The 18,905-nt window shown below is 38.6% G+C and carries 14 protein-coding genes; 4 read left to right on the forward strand and 10 right to left on the reverse strand.

Annotated features, from left to right (window positions below; genetic code table 11):
- Nucleotides 1–235: 235 nt before the first annotated feature.
- The 6 genes from D8M04_RS12040 to D8M04_RS12065 all read right to left on the reverse strand — a co-directional run bounded on the left by D8M04_RS12040 (nt 236) and on the right by D8M04_RS12065 (nt 8,797).
- The gene (locus D8M04_RS12040) at nt 236–3,406 is read right to left on the reverse strand and encodes a DEAD/DEAH box helicase (protein WP_121523307.1); all 3,171 of its coding nucleotides are present in this window, start codon (nt 3,404–3,406) and stop codon (nt 236–238) included.
- Nucleotides 3,407–3,642: 236 nt separating this feature from the next.
- Nucleotides 3,643–4,332: an N-acetylmuramoyl-L-alanine amidase gene (locus tag D8M04_RS12045; RefSeq protein ID WP_246001226.1), complete on the reverse strand. Its 690-nt coding sequence runs from the start codon at nt 4,330–4,332 to the stop codon at nt 3,643–3,645.
- Between the two features lie 217 nt (nt 4,333–4,549).
- Nucleotides 4,550–5,629 (reverse strand): iron-containing alcohol dehydrogenase family protein, encoded by a 1,080-nt coding sequence (locus tag D8M04_RS12050; protein ID WP_121523309.1) that lies wholly within the window; start codon nt 5,627–5,629, stop codon nt 4,550–4,552.
- A gap of 28 nt (nt 5,630–5,657) precedes the next feature.
- Complete coding sequence (locus D8M04_RS12055; protein WP_121523311.1) at nt 5,658–6,632, reverse strand: bile acid:sodium symporter family protein; 975 nt, start codon at nt 6,630–6,632, stop codon at nt 5,658–5,660.
- A 509-nt stretch (nt 6,633–7,141) separates the two neighbouring features.
- Nucleotides 7,142–8,419 (reverse strand): MFS transporter, encoded by a 1,278-nt coding sequence (locus D8M04_RS12060; RefSeq protein ID WP_121523313.1) that lies wholly within the window; start codon nt 8,417–8,419, stop codon nt 7,142–7,144.
- A 150-nt stretch (nt 8,420–8,569) separates the two neighbouring features.
- Entirely contained in the window at nt 8,570–8,797 is a 228-nt protein-coding gene (locus tag D8M04_RS12065) for a hypothetical protein (RefSeq protein ID WP_158595119.1), read from the reverse strand.
- A gap of 134 nt (nt 8,798–8,931) precedes the next feature.
- On the opposite strand from D8M04_RS12065, the gene D8M04_RS12070 reads away from it, so the two are divergent.
- From D8M04_RS12070 to D8M04_RS12080, 3 genes are all read left to right on the forward strand, one after another.
- Entirely contained in the window at nt 8,932–10,182 is a 1,251-nt protein-coding gene (locus tag D8M04_RS12070; protein ID WP_121523317.1) for a TraB/GumN family protein, read from the forward strand.
- A gap of 143 nt (nt 10,183–10,325) precedes the next feature.
- A complete protein-coding gene (locus D8M04_RS12075; RefSeq protein WP_121523319.1) occupies nt 10,326–11,042 on the forward strand; it encodes a PRC-barrel domain-containing protein in 717 nt (238 codons plus the stop codon).
- Nucleotides 11,043–11,373: 331 nt separating this feature from the next.
- Complete coding sequence (locus tag D8M04_RS12080) at nt 11,374–12,480, forward strand: AI-2E family transporter (protein WP_342772650.1); 1,107 nt, start codon at nt 11,374–11,376, stop codon at nt 12,478–12,480.
- A 327-nt stretch (nt 12,481–12,807) separates the two neighbouring features.
- Here the strand turns inward: D8M04_RS12080 and D8M04_RS12085 are convergent, their stop codons facing one another.
- From D8M04_RS12085 to D8M04_RS12095, 3 genes are read right to left on the reverse strand one after another with little or no spacing between them, the layout of a single operon-like run.
- Nucleotides 12,808–14,673 carry a PTS fructose transporter subunit IIABC gene (locus tag D8M04_RS12085; RefSeq protein ID WP_121523323.1) on the reverse strand — a complete coding sequence of 622 codons (1,866 nt, stop codon included), beginning with the start codon at nt 14,671–14,673 and terminating at the stop codon, nt 12,808–12,810.
- A gap of 15 nt (nt 14,674–14,688) precedes the next feature.
- Nucleotides 14,689–15,600: a 1-phosphofructokinase gene (gene pfkB, locus D8M04_RS12090; RefSeq protein ID WP_121523325.1), complete on the reverse strand. Its 912-nt coding sequence runs from the start codon at nt 15,598–15,600 to the stop codon at nt 14,689–14,691.
- A gap of 2 nt (nt 15,601–15,602) precedes the next feature.
- On the reverse strand, nt 15,603–16,346 hold the full coding sequence (locus D8M04_RS12095) for a DeoR/GlpR family DNA-binding transcription regulator (RefSeq protein ID WP_121523327.1): 744 nt from the start codon (nt 16,344–16,346) through the stop codon (nt 15,603–15,605).
- Between the two features lie 146 nt (nt 16,347–16,492).
- On the opposite strand from D8M04_RS12095, the gene D8M04_RS12100 reads away from it, so the two are divergent.
- Nucleotides 16,493–16,969: a glutathione peroxidase gene (locus D8M04_RS12100; RefSeq protein WP_121523329.1), complete on the forward strand. Its 477-nt coding sequence runs from the start codon at nt 16,493–16,495 to the stop codon at nt 16,967–16,969.
- Nucleotides 16,970–17,025: 56 nt separating this feature from the next.
- On the opposite strand, the gene D8M04_RS12105 is transcribed toward D8M04_RS12100, so the two are convergent.
- On the reverse strand, nt 17,026–18,540 hold the full coding sequence (locus D8M04_RS12105) for a pyruvate kinase (RefSeq protein ID WP_222928588.1): 1,515 nt from the start codon (nt 18,538–18,540) through the stop codon (nt 17,026–17,028).
- Between the last annotated feature and the right edge of the window lie 365 nt (nt 18,541–18,905).

Genomic DNA, 18,905 nt, shown 5'->3' on the forward strand with positions numbered 1-18,905 from the left:
GTGAATCAATTGGGTAAAGACATTAAAATGCGAAACGCAATCACACATCCTTCGAACAAGAGACCAGACGTATTTGACACCGAATTTTCCGAGGAAATAATCGACGCATATGAACGGGAACTTGTGGAAAGAAGCCGCAACGCCAATCACTCCCTTAATTCAATTAATTCCAATCCAACATTTCGCAACGGATAGTAAAAAATCGGTTAACTCCTTTGAGTTAAACCGATTTTTTCTAGCTAGTTAACAGATCCTGAATATCCTCGTCTGTCAACGTTGTATGTGTACTGTCCTTCGTGTCTATGATTTCTTCGATTAAATGACGCTTTTTCTCCTGTAAATGAAGCATTTTCTCTTCAACGGTTCCCTTCGTAACGAGCTTAATAACTTCAACGGTTTTCGCCTGACCAATTCGATGTGCACGGTCTGCCGCTTGCTCCTCTACTGCCGGGTTCCACCAGCTATCATAGAAAATGACCGTATCTGCACCTGTTAAATTCAAACCTGTGCCACCTGCCTTTAAGGAAATCAAGAAGAAATCTCGCTGTCCTTCATTATATGCATCACATAACTGAATCCTTTCCTCAGAAGGAGTTTGTCCATCTAAATAAAAGTAAGAAATGCCTTGGTTTGCTAATTCCTGTCCGATCAGACCGAGCATTTTTGTAAATTGGGAGAAGACAAGTACTCTTCTTCCAGCTTGTACAGATTCATGGATCAATTTTTTCAGCTGATTAAATTTTGCAGAACTTCCTTGATAATCATCAACAAATAGAGCAGGATGACAACAGATTTGTCTTAACCTTGTCAAACCAGCAAGAATCCGAATCCGATTTTTTCGAATGGTTTCCTTATCAAGATGGCGATAGGTTTCATGCCGAAGCTTGGCTAAGTAACTTGCATAAAGCTTCTTCTGTTCCGGATACAAATCCACACGGTCCACTGACTCCACTTTTTCAGGAAGTTCTGCCAATACATCCTCTTTCATCCGTCGAAGCATAAAGGGGCGTATTCTTCTTGCAATTTGGCTTTTCGTAAGGTTGCTATATTCCTTAATACCAAGAAACAATTCAGGGAACACGACATGGAAAATAGACCAAAGCTCTTCTAAATTATTTTCCATTGGGGTTCCTGTTAATGCAAAGCGATGATGAGCTTGCAGCTTTCTTACTGTCCTAGCGGTTTGTGTAAAAGGATTCTTAAATGCTTGTGCCTCATCTAAGAAAACGGTATGGAAGGTTTGCTGCCCGTACCAATGAATATCACTTCGCAGTAAGTGATAACTCGTAAGAAGAACATCCATCTCTTCCACTTCTGCCTGCAGCCTTTTCCGTTCCGCTTTGTTTCCATCCATGACAATTGCTTTTACATCTGGCGTAAACTTCATCAATTCCTTCTCCCAATTATAAGTGAGAGATGACGGGCAAACCACTAATATCGGCTGCTTCTTTTCCCTAATTACAGGGATTTCTGAAGCGATATAAGTAATACTTTGTATAGTTTTACCTAACCCCATATCATCTGCTAAAACACCACCAAATCCATATTCTGCTATCGTCTTCAACCACCTGTAGCCATGTATTTGATAACTTCTAAGTATGGAATTCAGAGATTCTGGTATTTCAAATGGTTTGGGATGTGCAATGTTTTCCAATAAATCACGAAATGACTTTTCAACCTCAAATGTATCCGCGTCTCGGGTAGAATCCAGCAGTCTCATCCCTTGAATAATGGGAACCTCTAGTTCTTTCTCCCACTCATCCTCCTGTGCCGGAACTGCATGAAGAAATCGCCTTATCTCTTCAAACTCCTTCGTTTCTAATGACAATAGAGCACCATCACGCAAACGATAGTATTTCCGCTTTTCTTCAAGCGCTAAAAGAACTTCCTTTATTTCCCTTTCTGGTATTCCATCCATATCAAAGGAAAATTCCAGCCAATTCGTTCGTTCCTTTTTATGCTTCACTTTAATCTTCGGCATCGGATTTTTTGGAATGATGCGCTGCCTTACGGCGGTAGTTGCGTATACTTGAGTTAGCTTTTGCAGCTTGGGCAATTGCTGGTATAAAAATTCATATTCCAAATCCTCATTATGAAAATAGTAGCCGCTCTCTGTGGTGTTAAATTGACTTTCTTCCATGATCTGCAGGATTTCTTTTTCCTTCTCCAAATCTCTTATAAACGTAGCTGCTATTCGTGGTTCCGTTTGTTCAAGAGGATTGATTACCACCTGATCATAGTGAAAATCTAAGCTAACTAATAGTCTATCTTTTACTCGGTCTATATAAAGCTTCGCCTTTAGGGGCGTTTTCCGAATTTTTTCTGAAAAACTGTCGGATAGTTTTACTTCCCCAATTTGTCTTAATACAGGAAGCAATTTCTCCAGAACGGAGTTCAACTGGGCTTCGGGGATAGATATAACATTTGTTTGCGATCGGATAAGCATGCCACGGAGTTCTATAAGTCGATCTGTTTCTTCCCTGCTTATTGGTATAAGCTTCCCATCAAATATGATGGTTTTATAAGCCTTCATGATGTGCAGACTATCGAAGCCCTCCACTCTTAATCCATAGTTATTCTTATCAGCTTCTTCTAATGTAAAGACAAATGGCAATGGCTCTTCTGATAGATGGAAACCGGAGTATTCTTTTCCACCGTATGATAGTACCACAGAAGGAGCTCTAACAAGAAGGGCTTCCAATTTTTCCCATGAAGATGACGAGACAGGCAAAATGTCCTTCTTGGAAGCAGGAGCTTTTTGATACATTTTCTCATCGTTTCGAATGAGAATAAGCTGCTGTAGTATAGCATCATCTTGTTCTTGAAAGCTATTCTGATTGGGGTGATAGCTGAAATCTTCAGTAATCGAATAAGCCTCACCACCTTGTATTGCATCTAAAAACGCCCGAATATCTAAAATCGGTTTGGAAGCAAGCTGAATTTCGATTCCAAAAACATCGCCATTCTGAATTACCTTACAAATAAACGTAACATCAAGCACTCTCCGATCCTCGAAGTGTGACAGATGACGACTCACCGGCTTGTGACGCTGCTGCAGTAATGAAAATATCCCATCTTCCATAGTTGGTAGATTATCGTTGTCTATGCGTGTCGATTTCTGTATGTGTCTTTCATTATGGATTGCAATAAGGGCGGCAGCAATATGCTGACAGTCTTTTTGAAAGGATGGTAGCGAAGGGCAATCACAACTAGTAATTATTTTATCCTTTTCATCCATTGTCACCAGAACATGAAATGTTTCTTTTTCTTTCACCCTTATTTCAATGAATGAGTGCTTATTATTTTCTATCGTAACTTTACCGCTTCGAAATATGGCCTCACCGCGTTTAAAGGAGACTTGACCACAGCGCTCTTTGATAGCCTTTTGATTCAGTTTTAGCTCCATAGGTTCTTCTCCTTTCTGAGGCAATCTTTATAGTTGTGTGTATTATTATAGCATGTTCTACATTAATTACGTATTTGGGAAAAATCAGAACGGACAGCGCAGAACCCTTTCTTAGATTTGTTAGTTATGGACAGCTGTACGTAGGAATTTTCATTCTGCATTTGTGAACTAGTATTTTCATCAATCTGGAATTTAATGACTTAAAAAAGCCGTCAAGATACACTTGATGACTTTTTCTATAAACCTATTTTAGACCAATCAAACAAGGAACCAGGGTCTGTTTTTCTTTCTGGTGCATACTCATCATGGCCGACTATATATTGTCTCGTATAATGAATCTGAGGATTGCGAGTCACAATCTCTGCAAGCAATTTATCTAATGCTTCATATTGTTCATCTGTATAACCAATAAGGGGAGCAGTAAGTTCATTGTAAGCCGCTTCTGACATCATCATCGTTTGCATTTCTGTTTTTGTTCCAATGGCTAATAATTCAATTCCAATCGAATATTCGTTTAAACGGTTCTTATAATTGGGGAAATCTGGTAAGTCGCCTTTTCCAGCATCATACGCGACCCTTTCTTCAGGAACCAATTGATGAATTTCCCCATCTCTCCCAATCATGTAATGAGCAGAAACCCCATACTCGATGAATATTTGCCTTATATCCTCTGGGATAAAGGGATCAGCAGGATTTGCCAACACATTACTGCTAAAATGCAGCACTATATGGGTAATTGGATTTTCGCGTGAATGAGAATTTTCATTTGGAAGATATGCAGGGATTTTCGCTACTGGATCTCCTATCGCCTCTTCTTGAGAAACCGTCTGTATCTCCAAAGTCGCTTCTTTGGAAGTTGTCCCGCAAGCAGCTAAAGAGATAAGCATAATGAAAAGCAGCTGAAATAGAAAAATATTATTTCTCATTTTCTTCCTTTCCCAAATAGTTTAGTTTTCATATTTTCATATGAGTCTATTTAACTAATATATCGGCGAAGGTTGGATCATTTTTACTATATCCATTAGAAAACTTGCTTTCACCAAACCTTAGGCGAATGCCTTAGCGCTTTTGCAGACAAGAAAGTTTATCTGCAAAAAAACAGCCCCCCCATTTTATTGAGAGAGCTGTTTTGACAAGATTCTATCAAACTTCTACTTTACCATATGCTTCTACTTTTTTCATCGCTTGTAAAACATCTTCAGTAGTTACTTCTCGTACAGCTAAATTGAATGTTTCTGCATCACTTGCTGCAAAGGCTGCTATTTTCTCTGCTTTCGCTTCAAATTCTTCCTTCACACCAAATTCACTAAGTTGATGTGGAAAACGATTTTCTCTGAAGAAGGGAACAAGCTTCTCAACCTCATCTGCATCTCCGGTTGCCATTAACTGAACGAGCACTCCATAAGCAACCTTTACACCATGAGCAAATGCATGGGTTTCCGGAACGAGTGACATCCCATTATGCACAGCATGAGCACCAGCCATTCTTCCATATTCACCAGCAAAGCCACCAACCGTGCCGGCTACCGCTATAACGGCTTCTGTTACCCGGCCAAATGCTGGAGTAACTTTTTGCTCTTCTAAGCTTGTGAGCGCTGCTTTCGTATCCTGAAGTAAAATTTCCTGTGTTAGTTTCGCAGTTTTCAACCCAACATGGACCATAGCGGGCAATTCAGTTGTCACATGGCGGGTAATCGCCTCTGCCTCGTACCATTTTGCTAGTGTATCCCCTATTCCGCCCATAAAGAATTCTTTTGGTGATTCCACCAATAACTCTAAATCTACCAAACATAGAAAAGCAGCTTTCTCATAATAGTCAACCATCTTAAAGGAATGATCAGGATGATAGACTGCAGATAATGGGGTATACGCTGCACAGGTTCCAAGTACAGTTGGTATCATTACATAATCAACGTTTAATAAATCTGCTGTCCCTTTCGCTGTGTCTAGAACTCGTCCACCACCAATTCCTACAATACAATCTGAACCTTTTACTGCTTTGGCAAGTCGTTCCATATCTTCGTGGGAAGCTGTTCCATCATATTGATAAACCGGGAGATGGAAATCTCCTTTATAATGCTTCAGAAAGGATTCAAAAGATTTTTCACCAGTGATGACGACTGGGTTTTTAAATACCTCTAATTTATTATCTAAATATTTCAAAGCACCTGCTTCACTGATAAATTGGCTTGGGCCACTTCTAACAACTTGACTTAATCTCATGTTCTTTTCCTTCTTTCTTTTATTGTAATTAGGATGCTGATTCTAAACTATTTGGAACGGAGACTTCCTCCGCTTTTTTAATGTCTTTTTTACGACAAAGGTTTGCATAAATCGTACCAAACAGAGTATGAACAATCGTACCTGCTGCTCCAGCTAGAGCTGTAGTTGGTGTAAAGTGTGTTAATGCTAAGCTAGCAGCTAAGCCTGTATTTTGAATTCCCGTTTCCAAAGCCATAGCTCTTGTAGTTGCTTTGTTCGTTCTTATTAATTTTCCTACGATATAACCAACAGCATAGCCACTCATGTTATGCAAAAAGACGACTAAAAATACTAATGCACCTGTATGAATTAAGCTCTCTTGATTTATCGCAACTGTTCCCCCCAGTACGAGCAGTACCGCAACAGAGGATAAAGTTGGAAGTGTGCCTTCTACTTTTTTCACATGATTATGAAATAGGGAGTTAATGACCAATCCAAGAACAATTGGAATTAAGACAACCTGAACAATCGACTGGAACATACTCCAGAAACTTATATCTAAGTACTCACCGCCATAAAACATAAAAACAAGTGGTGTGAAAATAGGCGCTAATAATGTGGAAATGGATGTTGCTGTGATTGATAATGGTACATCACCATTTGCCAAATATGTAATAACATTAGAAGAAGTCCCTCCTGGAACCGCTCCGACTAAGATTAGGCCTAACGCAATCTCTGGTGGAAGGCTAAATGCTTTTGCTAATAAGAACGCTGATACTGGCATAAATCCAAATTGCATCACAAACACGAGCAACACGAGCCATGGCTTTTTGAATACCGCTGCAAAATCAGATACCTTCATGGTCAATCCCATTGTAAACATAACAATTTGTAAAAATAACGCAGTATATGGGGAAGCCCACAATAAACTATCTGGAAGTGTCAATGCCACCGCAGCTACTACTATAACAATCCAAGCTAAATAATTTGTAAATAATCCATTTAAACTGTTCATATATTTCATCATGATGTCTCCTTAATATTTGTATTTTAGTCTCGCTTGTAAATGTACGTGCTTAATTCGACCTTCCATTCGACCACATCCTTTTAGAAAAATAAAAAACCTCCCATTCTTTAAAAATAAAAAGAATGGGAGGTTTGTGTTTTAAGTCCCATTCATGCACGAAGAAGAGGACTTAAACGCTTTTTATCAAAACAATAAAAAGGCTCAAATCCTCTAGCTAATAATAATAATGTTGTTGTTCAATCTTGTTTGGTGTGCATGTGTATTCATGGGAGTACCTCAATTCAAAAACGTTATTTTTTAGATTATTAGACTTATTTTAATCCTTTCAAATTTCAATGTCAATGATTTTTTTATTTTTAGATAATAACTCAAACCTATAACGAGTTGGAAGCTTCATTTTTCAAGGGTAGGTTGGGGGCAACTTTTTATAAGAACAGCTGACTATTTCGAGCGATCATAAAAAGAGTTGCGCTAATTTGTCCAGTGCACAACTCTTTTCCATTACCTTAGGCTGATTCCATTTTATCGACTGTTCCCCCTGCTTCTACATCAGGAACAAATAAAAGAATAATAAATCCTATCACAAAAAGAATGGCTAAACTAAATACTCCGATTGCGGAGCTTCCTGTAAATTGTGTCGTCACTCCCACTAAAAACGGTCCTGTAACAGCCGCAAAGCGACCAAAGATATTATAGAATCCAAAGAATTCGTTATTTTTTTCCTTTGGTACCAGTTTTCCGAAGTAGGATCGACTTAATGCTTGGATTCCACCTTGAGCAGATGCGACAAGCATAGCTAAAATCCAGAAATCTATTACTGTACTTAAGAACATAGCGTAAATACATACAATAGTATAAATAATAATGCCAACAAGAATCATTTTCTTTGTTCCATATTTTTGCGCTAGCTTACCAAAAAGAATCGCGAATGGGGCAGCAACAATTTGTACAGCTAATAATGCGATAATAAGGTCTGTTGCGCTAAGTCCTAAATCCGTCCCATACGCAGTAGACATCGAAATAATCGTACCAACTCCATCAATATAGAAAAAGTAGGCTAATAAAAATAGAAAAACTGCACGATATTTGCGAATCTCTTTAAACGTACGCCCTAAACGTTTAAAACTATTAACGATAACTTTCGGCTCCCGTTCTATCCCGTATAGCTGTTTAACATTTTTCAGCATTGGGATACTAAAAGCAATCCACCAAATCGCTGTTATTAAAAAGGCAATTTTACTGGCCATTGTAACGGATAGCGAAATGATTTCCATTTGAGATAATGTGATAATGGCAATACAGATAACAAATGGAATAACGCTTCCAAGATAGCCTACAGCATATCCTCTTGCTGAGAGATCATCCATTTTCTCCTTTTCCGTTACATCTACTATGTAGGCATCATAAAATACATTTGCCCCTCTGGCTCCAATTGAGGTTAGCGTATAGACAATAAGCAGCAATAACCAGTTTTCATTCGGTACAAATAAAAGTCCAACTGTCGATATCGTCCCTAATAGAAAGAAGAAAAAAAAGAATTTCTTCTTCAGTCCCTTGTAATCTGCCAAACTCCCTAATATGGGACCAAGCAGTGCTAATATAAATGTAGAAATAGAGATCGTATACCCAAGATAAGCGGTGGAATCGGCACTATTTATCCCTGCATTGTCTGCAACTGCTTTATAATAGATAGGAAAAATAGCGGTTGTAATAATAATAGAATAGGCGGAGTTTGCCATATCATACATCATCCAGCTTTTCTCTGGCTTCGTAAATTTACTCAAAGCGGTCTTCCCCCTTCAATGGTCCTACTAGTATTCTACATCACGCCAGCTTTTGAAAGTAGATTCTTTTGATAAATTTTACAATTGTTTACATTAGATTTACAAAAGCCCTTATTGAATGATATGTTCGGCATCGGTGCTTTTTGCTAGTTATTTCTCTTCATTCAGTTCTAGCCAGGATAGTAATTCCTCTACTACTTTATTAATTCGTTCCTCAATAACTTCTACGCCGTACTGCTCCATTGCCTTTTCAATTTTCTCAAGGACCTCCTCCGTAAATTGAACTACTGGAACATCTGATTCTAAGTTATTAAAAAGGTCTATAAATTCATCCAATGCCTTATCAAACCGCTTGCTTTCTTCCTCTGAGGCTTTCATCTTCATCATCTCTTTTCAAATGGTTTCTTCTATATTATTACAATGACTCACGGTTATTAGACATTATTTACTTGAAACCTTGCATGGAGTATTTCCGTATATACCAAATAAGTACATATTAAAGGAGATGCAAAATGAAACACTTATTTTCAAAATTATTACTCGTCTTGCTTGCTATGATTATTGTCGGATGTCAAAGCGAAGAGCCCCTTATTTTTTCGGATGACAAATTAGAGCAGGCATTACAAGAGGAGCTCCATAAGACAGACAAGGAGTTATTTCTGTCAGATTTTGACGAGATAACTGAACTTGAATTAGCAGGATATGGAATTGTTAGTCTCGATGGGATGGAAAGTCTGGATACATTGGAAAATATATCCCTTGAAGAAAATGAAATCCATGATTTTTCTCCATTACTGGAAATGGAGATGCTGGAAGAAGTAAATATTAATGGCAATCCAATCGACGATAATGAGGAACAGCAGTCACTAATACAAGAACTCCGTGAACTTGGTGTTACAGTACAATACGAAAAAGAAATCACAGGAAGCCCTGATGGTCCTGGTGGATACTTGTGGAAGGTAGAAAACGGAGATACTACCGTTTACCTCCAGGGAACGATCCATCTGGGCAAAGAAGAGTTATTTCCATTAAACGAAGAGATTGAATCAGCATACCGCTCGGCCGATGTTATTGTCCCTGAAATCGATTTAACGAGGATCAATCCATTTGAAGTACAGCAAATTACAATGGACCTGGGAACATATCAAGATGGCACAACCATTCAGGATCATATACCAGCTGAATTATATACTGATTTAAAAACAACAATGGAGGAACTTGGGCTTCCATTAGAAATGGTAGAAACATATAAACCCTGGCTTCTCTCCTCCACCATACAGCAGCTAATGGTACAAGAAATTGGATTTATCAATGGGGTGGATGAATACTTCCTTGCAAGAGCGGTAAAAGATGAGAAAGAAATTATCCCACTTGAAACAGTAGAAGAGCAATTTATCATATTTGCAGATACCTCTCCCCAATATCAAGTACAAATGCTAGAGGAATCCTTAATAGATATTGATACTTACGAAGAGGAGCTGAATAAATTATTAGCAGCATATATGGAAGGTGATATAGATAATATGCTCAGCTCCTTGATGGCGGATGCTGAAGAAGTGGAGGCTTCCGAGGAAGAGCAAGCATTTATGGAAGCACTGAATGATAATCGTAACATCGGCATGACGGAGAGCATTGTAGAATTTCTTGAAGCAGATAATGGGCAAACTTACTTTGTTATAGTAGGAACGCTGCATTACATTTTAGAGCCCCATATTATCTCCTTGCTGGAAGAAGCAGGCTTTGAGGTCGAGCATATATATTAATCAACACTCAGCCGCATTAGCATATTTTTGCTTGTGTGGCTTTTCTTTTCCTCAAATTGAGCAAGAGACATCAATATATTGCTAGGTTTCAATCTTATATCAGGGGGTATAGTATACTAAATCCGAAATAGGAGGAGATTTACATGTTGTATTTTACTTCTCAACTAAAAGAATTCAACATTGAGGCCACTGATGGTGAATTAGGAAAAATTAAAGATATATACTTTGATGATAAAAGATATTCGATTCGCTACGCTATTGTTGATACACGAAAATGGCTTCCAGGCAGGAAGGTACTCTTATCCCCTTCTTCATTCGAAAGAGTAAATGAGGAAGATGGAACCGTTTCTGTTCAATACGACAAAGAAACCGTTCGTAACAGTCCTGATGTTCCAGAAAATACGAATCTAACAAGCGATTATAAAACAAGAATTGATGAATATTACGGTTGGAGACCATTCTGGCCAGACCAAATCGCTTACGGTGCAGGTACTATTTCTCAAGCAAATATCCAAACACCACCTGAGCCTATTCCTGCAGAACCTGAACCTTACCATCCAGAATATGATCTGCGAAGCGAAGAGGAAGCAGTAGGATTCAGAGTTCATGCAAACGATGGCAAACTAGGAAAATTAGTTGATTTCATTTATGATGATGAAATGTGGAACCTTCGTTATATCGTGGTTGAAAGCAATGACAGCATTCTTAGCCCGGAATATTATGTCTACAGTACTGCAGTAATTGATTCTGTTGACTGGTTTGAAGGTGATATTTATCTCAATGAGCCTTTAAATATATTGAAAAACAATAAGCTTTACAAGGACAAAGAAGGGATTACCTTAGATCTATTACAAATTTAAGTTAACAATAAACTAATTTTGACAATGTAGTTCCATTAAATATAAAGGCTGGGACAGCCGATAGTAATTTGAAAATGGTTCTGCTCATTGGCCTCGATGAGCGGAACCATTTTTCGTTGACAGGCAGGGAAGTTTGGAACTTTCCTACCTGCATAAACCCCAACTAAAGCATTCGCCCAAAGGCTAGGGCGTTTGTCAAGTTTCTAAAAATATTTCCAATATCCTTTATTGGGCTTGTGTTCCAATTGAAATTAGGAGCCTCGTTGCCCTTGTGTTTTTCTTAATTTGGGAAATAGTTAGGTTTGTAATCATTTAAAGCACTACAGGAAGGGTGAATGATTTGGTTAATAGGCGTTCGATGCAATATCTTACTTTTTTTATCCTCATATTCTTATTAATTTGGATTATTAATAAGACCAACTTTATCTTTCAGCCACTCTTGCAATATATTGGAGCAATTGCCTTTCCTTTGATTGTAGGTGGACTTCTTTATTACTTAACTAGACCGCTGCTGCATTTTTTTGAGCGGCGTCTTAAAATGAATAGGATTTGGGCGATTATTGCTGTATTTATAGTGTTAATATTAGCAATCACCCTGTTTATCCTCTATATTTGGCCGATTGCTCGAACACAAGTAATGAATCTGGTTAATGCTGTTCCAGACATGGTTCGAACTGTTGAAGATTTTATTAGTTACTTGCAGAGTAATAATTCCAACATTCCTGACCAGGTGAATAACGCAATTGATAATTTCTTTCAAAATATTCCGCAGTACCTGCAAACAGTTGTTGACTATTTGTTCAGCTTCCTTGGATCGTTTATCGGTCAAATCGTTAATATAGTCATTGGATTGTTTATGGTGCCATTCTTCCTCTTCTTTATGCTAAAGGATGGAGAGAAACTGGTTCCGTTTATCCTGCAAGTCTTTAAAAAGGAAAAAGCGAGTAATCTTCGTGAACTGCTCCGAAAATTGGATCACGTCCTATCATCTTATATACACGGACAGCTCCTTGTTAGTTTTTTCGTTGGTGTCCTGCTTCTCATCGGCTATCTGATCATCGGTCTGGATTATGCTCTGATTCTAGCCCTATTTGGAATGGTGACTAATGTTATTCCTTATTTAGGACCATACTTGGCTGTCATTCCAGCAATCATTGTCGGCGCCATTCAAGATCCGATCAATGTTATTTGGGTTGCAATTGTCATGATTATCGCTCAGCAAATTGAAGGAAATCTCATTACACCAAACGTCATGGGTCAAGCACTCCATGTGCATCCATTAACGGTTTTAACGATTATCTTTGCGGCAGGAAACATTGCTGGCCTGCTGGGAATTATCCTTGCAGTTCCTGTATACGCCCTTACGAGAACGATAATTGTGCACTTTTATCAAACATTCGTAAAGACCAGGGATAAGAAAGAAGATGCACTATTATAAATAAAGTATCTGTTTAGGCATAGTTAAAGCACGCAACTCTAGATAAAGAACCACATAAAAAAGAAAAATCCAAACTAATTCGAGTTCTAACTGAAGAATGAGAATTAATTTGGATTTTTTCTTTGAACAAAGCACTTTTGTCTAAATTCGTGTATCGATTTTATTATGAAGATTTTGGTATTGTTCCCCCTCCCCAGGACAACAACACCAAACACCAATTGCTCCAACACACCAAAAGCATAAGTTGTATATAAAAGTACCCTACAAAGTAGACATTTTTTATCGTCTACCCTATAGGGTACATTTTACTATCCAATAAAGTCCTTTCTAGTTTACTGGCTTTCTCCACAGCCCTAACACCACTGCCGCTATAACCGATCCAATTATTAATGAAAGCAAGAAGAATAAGGCATTATCTGCTAAGGTAACAACAAAAATCCCACCATGCGGCGCAGGAATAGCACTATTCCATAGCTGTGTTAATCCACCAGCAATTGCTGCACCAAGCACAGACGAACCAATCACTCGTAATGGATCCGCTGCAGCAAACGGAATAGCTCCTTCTGTTATAAAGGATAATCCCATTACATAGTTTGTGACCCCAGATTTTCTTTCTGCCTCTGAGAATTTCCCTTTAAAGAACGTACTTGCTAATGCAATGGCAAGTGGTGGTACCATCCCACCAGCCATAACAGCTGCCATCAAGCTGCCATCCCCAGTATCCGTAAAAATGCCAATCGAGAATGCGTAAGCTGCTTTATTAAACGGTCCTCCCATATCGATGGCCATCATACCACCAAGAATCGCTCCTAAAATAACTGCATTTCCTGTTCCAAGACTTTGTAAAAAGTCCACCATCGCTGTATTAATCGTTGCGAAGATTGGTCCGAAAATAAAGTACATTAGTATTCCAGTAAAGAATAAACCTAACACAGGGAAAATCAGAATCGGTTTCAAGCCTTCTAATGATCTAGGCAAACCGCGGAATGCTCTCTTCAAGAAAAGCACTACATAACCAGCCAAGAATCCGGCAACCAACCCACCAAGAAATCCAGCATTGCTATTAACCGCAATCAAACCACCAACCATACCGGGCATTAAACCTGGACGATCTGCTATACTTAAAGCAATAAACCCTGCAAAAATAGGAATCAGGAAGCTAAACGCATTACCTCCAATATCATTTAAAAAGGTGAATACACCACTATCACTACCTAAAAAGCTTTCAAACAAGAAGGAAATTGCTAGGAGAATTCCTCCACCTACTACAAACGGCAGCATATGGGAAATCCCGTTCATTAAATCTTTGTATATCTTACCCCATACAGAATTTGGCTTATCCTCCATATCATCTGCTTTTACCTTACTGCCTTCCCCACTGTAAACCGGCGCATCCTGGTTAACTGCTTTTGTAATCAGCTCTTCTGCTTTCTTTATTCCGTCTTGTACAGGGCGTTCGATGAGATGCTTACCTTGAAAACGATCCTTATCGACTTTTTTACTCGCCGCTACAATAACCGCTGAAGCACGCTCAATTTCTTCTCTTGTTAGCTTATGTTTTGCACCCTCAGAACCTTGGGTTTCTACACGGATTTCTACATCCATCTCTTTTGCCTTCTTTTTAAGGGCGTCCTCTGCCATATAAGTATGAGCAATCCCTGTAGGGCAAGCAGTAATAGCTACAACGAAGGGTCTTCCCTCTTCTTTCACATCTGGTGCTTTATCCTCCTGAGCAACCTCTTCTTGCTCCTCAGTAAACAAAGCATGTACTTCATCTGGGGTATTTGCTTGTTTTAATTGACGGATAAAATCCTGATCGATTAATTGTCTGGATAAAGCCGCTAATGTTTCTAGATGCGTGTTGTTTGCCCCTTCTGGAACGGCAATCATAAAAAATAGATAAGCTGGTTGGCCATCCAGTGACTCGTAATCGACCCCTTGCTTACTTTTAGCGAAAAGAACAGTAGGCTCTTTTACTGCTTTATTTTTGGCATGAGGCATGGCAATTCCGTCACCAAGCCCTGTTGAAGTTTGCGCCTCTCTCTTTAAAATCGCATCCTTAAACTCTGAAACATCGGTTATAACGCCATGTTTGTCAAGACTTGCAATCATTTCATCGATGACGCCTTCTTTGTCTGTCGCTTTTAAATCAAGCAGCATGATATCTTTTCTTAATACATCAGTAATTTTCATACCTATCACTCTTTCTTAAATTTTTCTAACCTCTGCCTGTTGATATATTGTTTCCATATCCGCTCTTTTTGCTAGATCCTCCGAGAACGCAGTAGCACTACCAGCGGTAAGGCCCATCTGAAAAGCTTTTTTTATATCGTTTGTTTTTGAAAACTCACCAATAAAGCCAGCAATCATAGAATCTCCTGCACCTACGGAATTTTTAACCGTTCCTTTAGGACTGATGCCCCGGTAGCTTCCTTCTTTTGTGAACAGCAGCGCACCTTCTCCAGCCAATGAAACAATGACATTCTGCGCACCTAATTCAAGCAGTTTCTCTCCATAAGGAATAATATCCGCTTCTCCGTTCAATTTCACGCCGAATAATTCTTCCAGTTCGTGTTGGTTTGGCTTTACTAAAAAGGGGTGATAAGCTAATGCATTCTTTAAATCCTGTCCAGTCGTATCTATCACGAAAGCAGCGTTTGCTTTCACTGTTTTACCGATTAATTGCTGGTAATAATCCGCTGGTAGGGATGGTGGCTTACTTCCTGAGAAGATAACCAGATCGTCTTCAGTAAGATTGCTAAGCTGATTTAAAAGCCTCGTTGCTTCTTCTTCATTGATATGTGGACCGCGTCCATTTAACTCTGTTTCTTCGTTAGACTTGAGCTTAATATTGATTCGTGTATCATCCTCTATTACGGTAAAGTCAGTAGTTATGTTATCATTATTTAACCAATCAGAGATAAACGTCCCAGTAAATCCACCCAAGAAACCAAGTGCAGTGGCATCTACCTCTAATTCATGCAGAATGCGAGAAACATTAATCCCTTTTCCACCGGGTAATTTCCGATCACTTTCCATTTTGTTTAATGTTCCAAGCTCAAAATCCTTTACTTGAACGACATAATCAATTGATGGGTTAAGTGTAACTGTATATATCATTTCTAAGCCTCCAGAATTGTCGTTTTTTCCTTAATTGCTGTATAGTCATCGTTCGTTTTATTCGTAATAATTGTTACATCCTCCAAGTTACATACCTTTACAAAGTTTACCTTCCCCCATTTTGTTTCATCCGCAACGATATATGTACTTGCTGATTTTTGGATTACTAATCGCTTTATCGCTGCTTCTTCTGGATCAGGCGTGGTAAAACCAAACTCCAAGTCCATTCCGTTGATGCCGAGGAAAGCTTTACTAAATTGATACTGTTTCAATTGTTCTACTGCTGTTTCCCCTATAATCGCTTTTGTTGTCATTTTCATACTGCCACCAATCAGGATGGTAGGGATATTTTTCTCAGCAAGCAGAGAAGCTTGAGGAATGCCATTGGTAACTACAGTTATATTTCCCACTTTCAAAGCTTCTATCAATGCTAATGTCGTAGTTCCTGCATCTATGAAAATAACATCCTTTGGCTGAACTAAAGAAGCAGCTAATTGTCCAATATTGGATTTTTCCTGAACGTTTTTGGTCGTTTTATCTTGATTAGATAATTCTTCATCCAAATGGTACATTCGTTTAGCACCGCCATGAATGCGCTTTAATTTACCCGAACGCTCCAAAGAGTCTAAATCTCTTCTAATGGTCGACTCTGAACAATGTAATAGATTCATTAACTCCTGTGTTTTCACAATCCCATGATCTTTTAATCGGTCTAATATGACAGCGTAACGTTCATCTGTTAACATAGCAACCTCCTAATAACAAATATTTTACCATCAATAACATTCAAAAACAATCATAAACAATCATTTAACTAAGTAAGTGCATTTAGCTTTCCTTCACGTTAAAATATATTATATTAAACAAAATCTCTGAAACAGGAGGGGAAAGCATGCAAACCATTTATGATTTTACGGTAAAGACACCACATGGAGAGGAAAAATCATTAGAGGATTACAAAGGAAAAGCATTAATCATTGTCAATACTGCTAGTAAATGTGGATTCACTCCCCAATTTGAAGGGTTGCAAGAGCTTTATGATCAATATAAGTCACAAGGGCTTGAGATTTTAGGTTTTCCATGTGACCAATTTAATAACCAAGAGTTTGATAATATGGAAGAGACACTGGAGTTTTGCCAAGTCAATTATGGAGTAACTTTTCCTATGTTCGCAAAAATTGATGTAAACGGTGATCAGGCACATCCTTTGTTTGTTTTCTTAAAGGACAGGAAAAAAGGTATACTGGCAAAAGCAATTAAGTGGAACTTCACAAAATTTCTTGTAGACCGTGAAGGAAATGTAGTGGAGCGCTATGCCCCAACTGATGAACCCCAAAAAATTGAGAAAGACTTAATGACTGTTTTCTAGGATGTTAAGCGAAAAGCTGGTAGCTATTTATAATCATAATAGATACCAGCGTTTTTTTATTCCCCTTCTACTTTCGCCATGTTTAATGCTCTTAAGCGAGCAACCTTCTTATAACGATGCTCTTTCATCTTCTCAAGAATTTCGTCTAAGATGCTAATTCCTTCTACTGCATAATCCCCTTTATTTAACATGACACACTCGGCATTTGCCCCTTGGGAAGCATCGGTAATCTCTGCTCTCGATGGAATTCCAGTCTTCATCATATTTTCCAGCACTTGCGTAGCCCAAACTACCGGTACATCTGCCGCTTCACACATCCAAAGGATTTCTTCCTGAAGCTCTGCTAACCGCAAATACCCCACCTCCACTGCTAAATCTCCTCTTGCTATCATTACACTGAGTGGATTTTTCGCGGCTGCTGCTACCATAATCTCAGGAAGGTTCTGCACACCTTTCACCGTCTCTATTTTTAACATTAACGCTAGCTTATTTGCTTTCTCTTTTCCTAATCGTTTATTGATTTCCTTTTGGATCAGCTTTATATCTTCTGGATCTTTTACAAATGAGCAGCCGATAATATCAGCATGCTTGCAAACGAAATCTAGGTTCTTTTTATCCTTTTTTGTTAAGATATTTATCTTGAAGTCGGATTCTGGGAAATTTAGTCCTTTCTCTACCTTGATTCGAACTCCATTCTGTTTTTTCAGTTTTTTCACTTTGACGATTACTCCATCTTTCTTAATCGTTTCGATGACACCTTCAATCTTGCCGTCATCAATTAGAATGGGATCTCCCTTTTTTAGTGAATCGATTATTTCCGGTATCGTACTGCAGCTAATAACAATTTCACTTCCATAGTAGCTGTCTAATTCCTCTTTGCCAGTAATAAAAAATGTATCATCTACATATACTTTTGGATTTTTTAATGTGGTATACAATCGTTCAATTCTAATTTTTGGTCCTGCTATATCCATCATTATTTTACATTTACGCTTTACTTCTTCTTCTGCCTTCCGAATATGCTTAATCATTTTCTCCCATTCTTCTGGTCCATCATGTGCACAGTTAATCCTTGCAACATCCATCCCAGCGGAAAGAAGACTCTTTACGAATTTCTTATTTTCTGCCGCCTCAGTAGGAAGGGTGACCATAATTCTTGAATCTCTATTTTTAGGAGACTCACCTAAAATGTCATTTGCATTCTGCTCGAGCTTGCTTTTTCCTTTTAAAAACGTTTTTTGAGGGGGATATTGATATTCCGACTCCGCATTTCCCCTGATTCTATCTAAACTCGCTATGACAGCATCTAAATTCTCAAGGGTTCGTGACTCTAATCTCCCTAAAGAAGATAGTCCCCAAGGCATTAAGGATTCCTGAATGTCTCTAATATCTCTTCTTCTCAATGCAAGATAATAGGCGAGATTTCTCGCACTAACGAGGAAGCCCTTTTCCTTAATATTCGGTTTCCAGCGCTCGAACGTTTCATTTCCTTCTTGGTATACTTCTTCACGTAATTGAAGTAATTTGTCTTGTAGACTACTTAATTTATTTAATTCTTTCTTTTGAACCAACTTCCTCATCTCCTTCACCAATAACAGTAAATAACACTATCTATTATCTTTTCGTTTCTATGGTTGATCTTAAATTGTTATCTTGTCATTTTCCCTTTTCATTTTCCCTTTAAACATTCCAAATTTCCGCTTCCAAGAACAAAGGCGCAAGCGCCCGCTTAGCAACGTACAAACTGGAGCACTCCGCAATTAGATAAAGGAAACATGCCCCTTTATGGGGTACGCCGACGATGGCGTAAGCCGGTTTTAGTCGGCGCAACCTATGTATGACTGAGTCGATGTTGACTTATCGTAGTGGAGGAGTGTGAAGTTTGCTAGTTGCTGGGCGCTGGAGCCGGACGTGGCTTTTCTAATGATAAGAATTA

Origin of the sequence: Oceanobacillus piezotolerans (assembly GCF_003665065.1) — a bacterium.
In the GTDB taxonomy this organism is placed as follows: Bacteria; Bacillota; Bacilli; order Bacillales; family Amphibacillaceae; genus Oceanobacillus; species Oceanobacillus piezotolerans.

Bases quoted from the DNA above. Each gene is read 5' to 3' on its own strand.
- D8M04_RS12040 (WP_121523307.1), bottom strand. From the start codon at position 3,406: ATGGAGCTAAAACTGAATCAAAAGGCTATCAAAGAGCGCTGTGGTCAA.
- D8M04_RS12045 (WP_246001226.1), bottom strand. From the start codon at position 4,332: ATGAGAAATAATATTTTTCTATTTCAGCTGCTTTTCATTATGCTTATC.
- D8M04_RS12050 (WP_121523309.1), bottom strand. From the start codon at position 5,629: ATGAGATTAAGTCAAGTTGTTAGAAGTGGCCCAAGCCAATTTATCAGT.
- D8M04_RS12055 (WP_121523311.1), bottom strand. From the start codon at position 6,632: ATGAAATATATGAACAGTTTAAATGGATTATTTACAAATTATTTAGCT.
- D8M04_RS12065 (WP_158595119.1), bottom strand. From the start codon at position 8,797: ATGAAAGCCTCAGAGGAAGAAAGCAAGCGGTTTGATAAGGCATTGGAT.
- D8M04_RS12070 (WP_121523317.1), top strand. From the start codon at position 8,932: ATGAAACACTTATTTTCAAAATTATTACTCGTCTTGCTTGCTATGATT.
- D8M04_RS12075 (WP_121523319.1), top strand. From the start codon at position 10,326: ATGTTGTATTTTACTTCTCAACTAAAAGAATTCAACATTGAGGCCACT.
- D8M04_RS12085 (WP_121523323.1), bottom strand. From the start codon at position 14,673: ATGAAAATTACTGATGTATTAAGAAAAGATATCATGCTGCTTGATTTA.
- pfkB (WP_121523325.1), bottom strand. From the start codon at position 15,600: ATGATATATACAGTTACACTTAACCCATCAATTGATTATGTCGTTCAA.
- D8M04_RS12095 (WP_121523327.1), bottom strand. From the start codon at position 16,346: ATGTTAACAGATGAACGTTACGCTGTCATATTAGACCGATTAAAAGAT.
- D8M04_RS12100 (WP_121523329.1), top strand. From the start codon at position 16,493: ATGCAAACCATTTATGATTTTACGGTAAAGACACCACATGGAGAGGAA.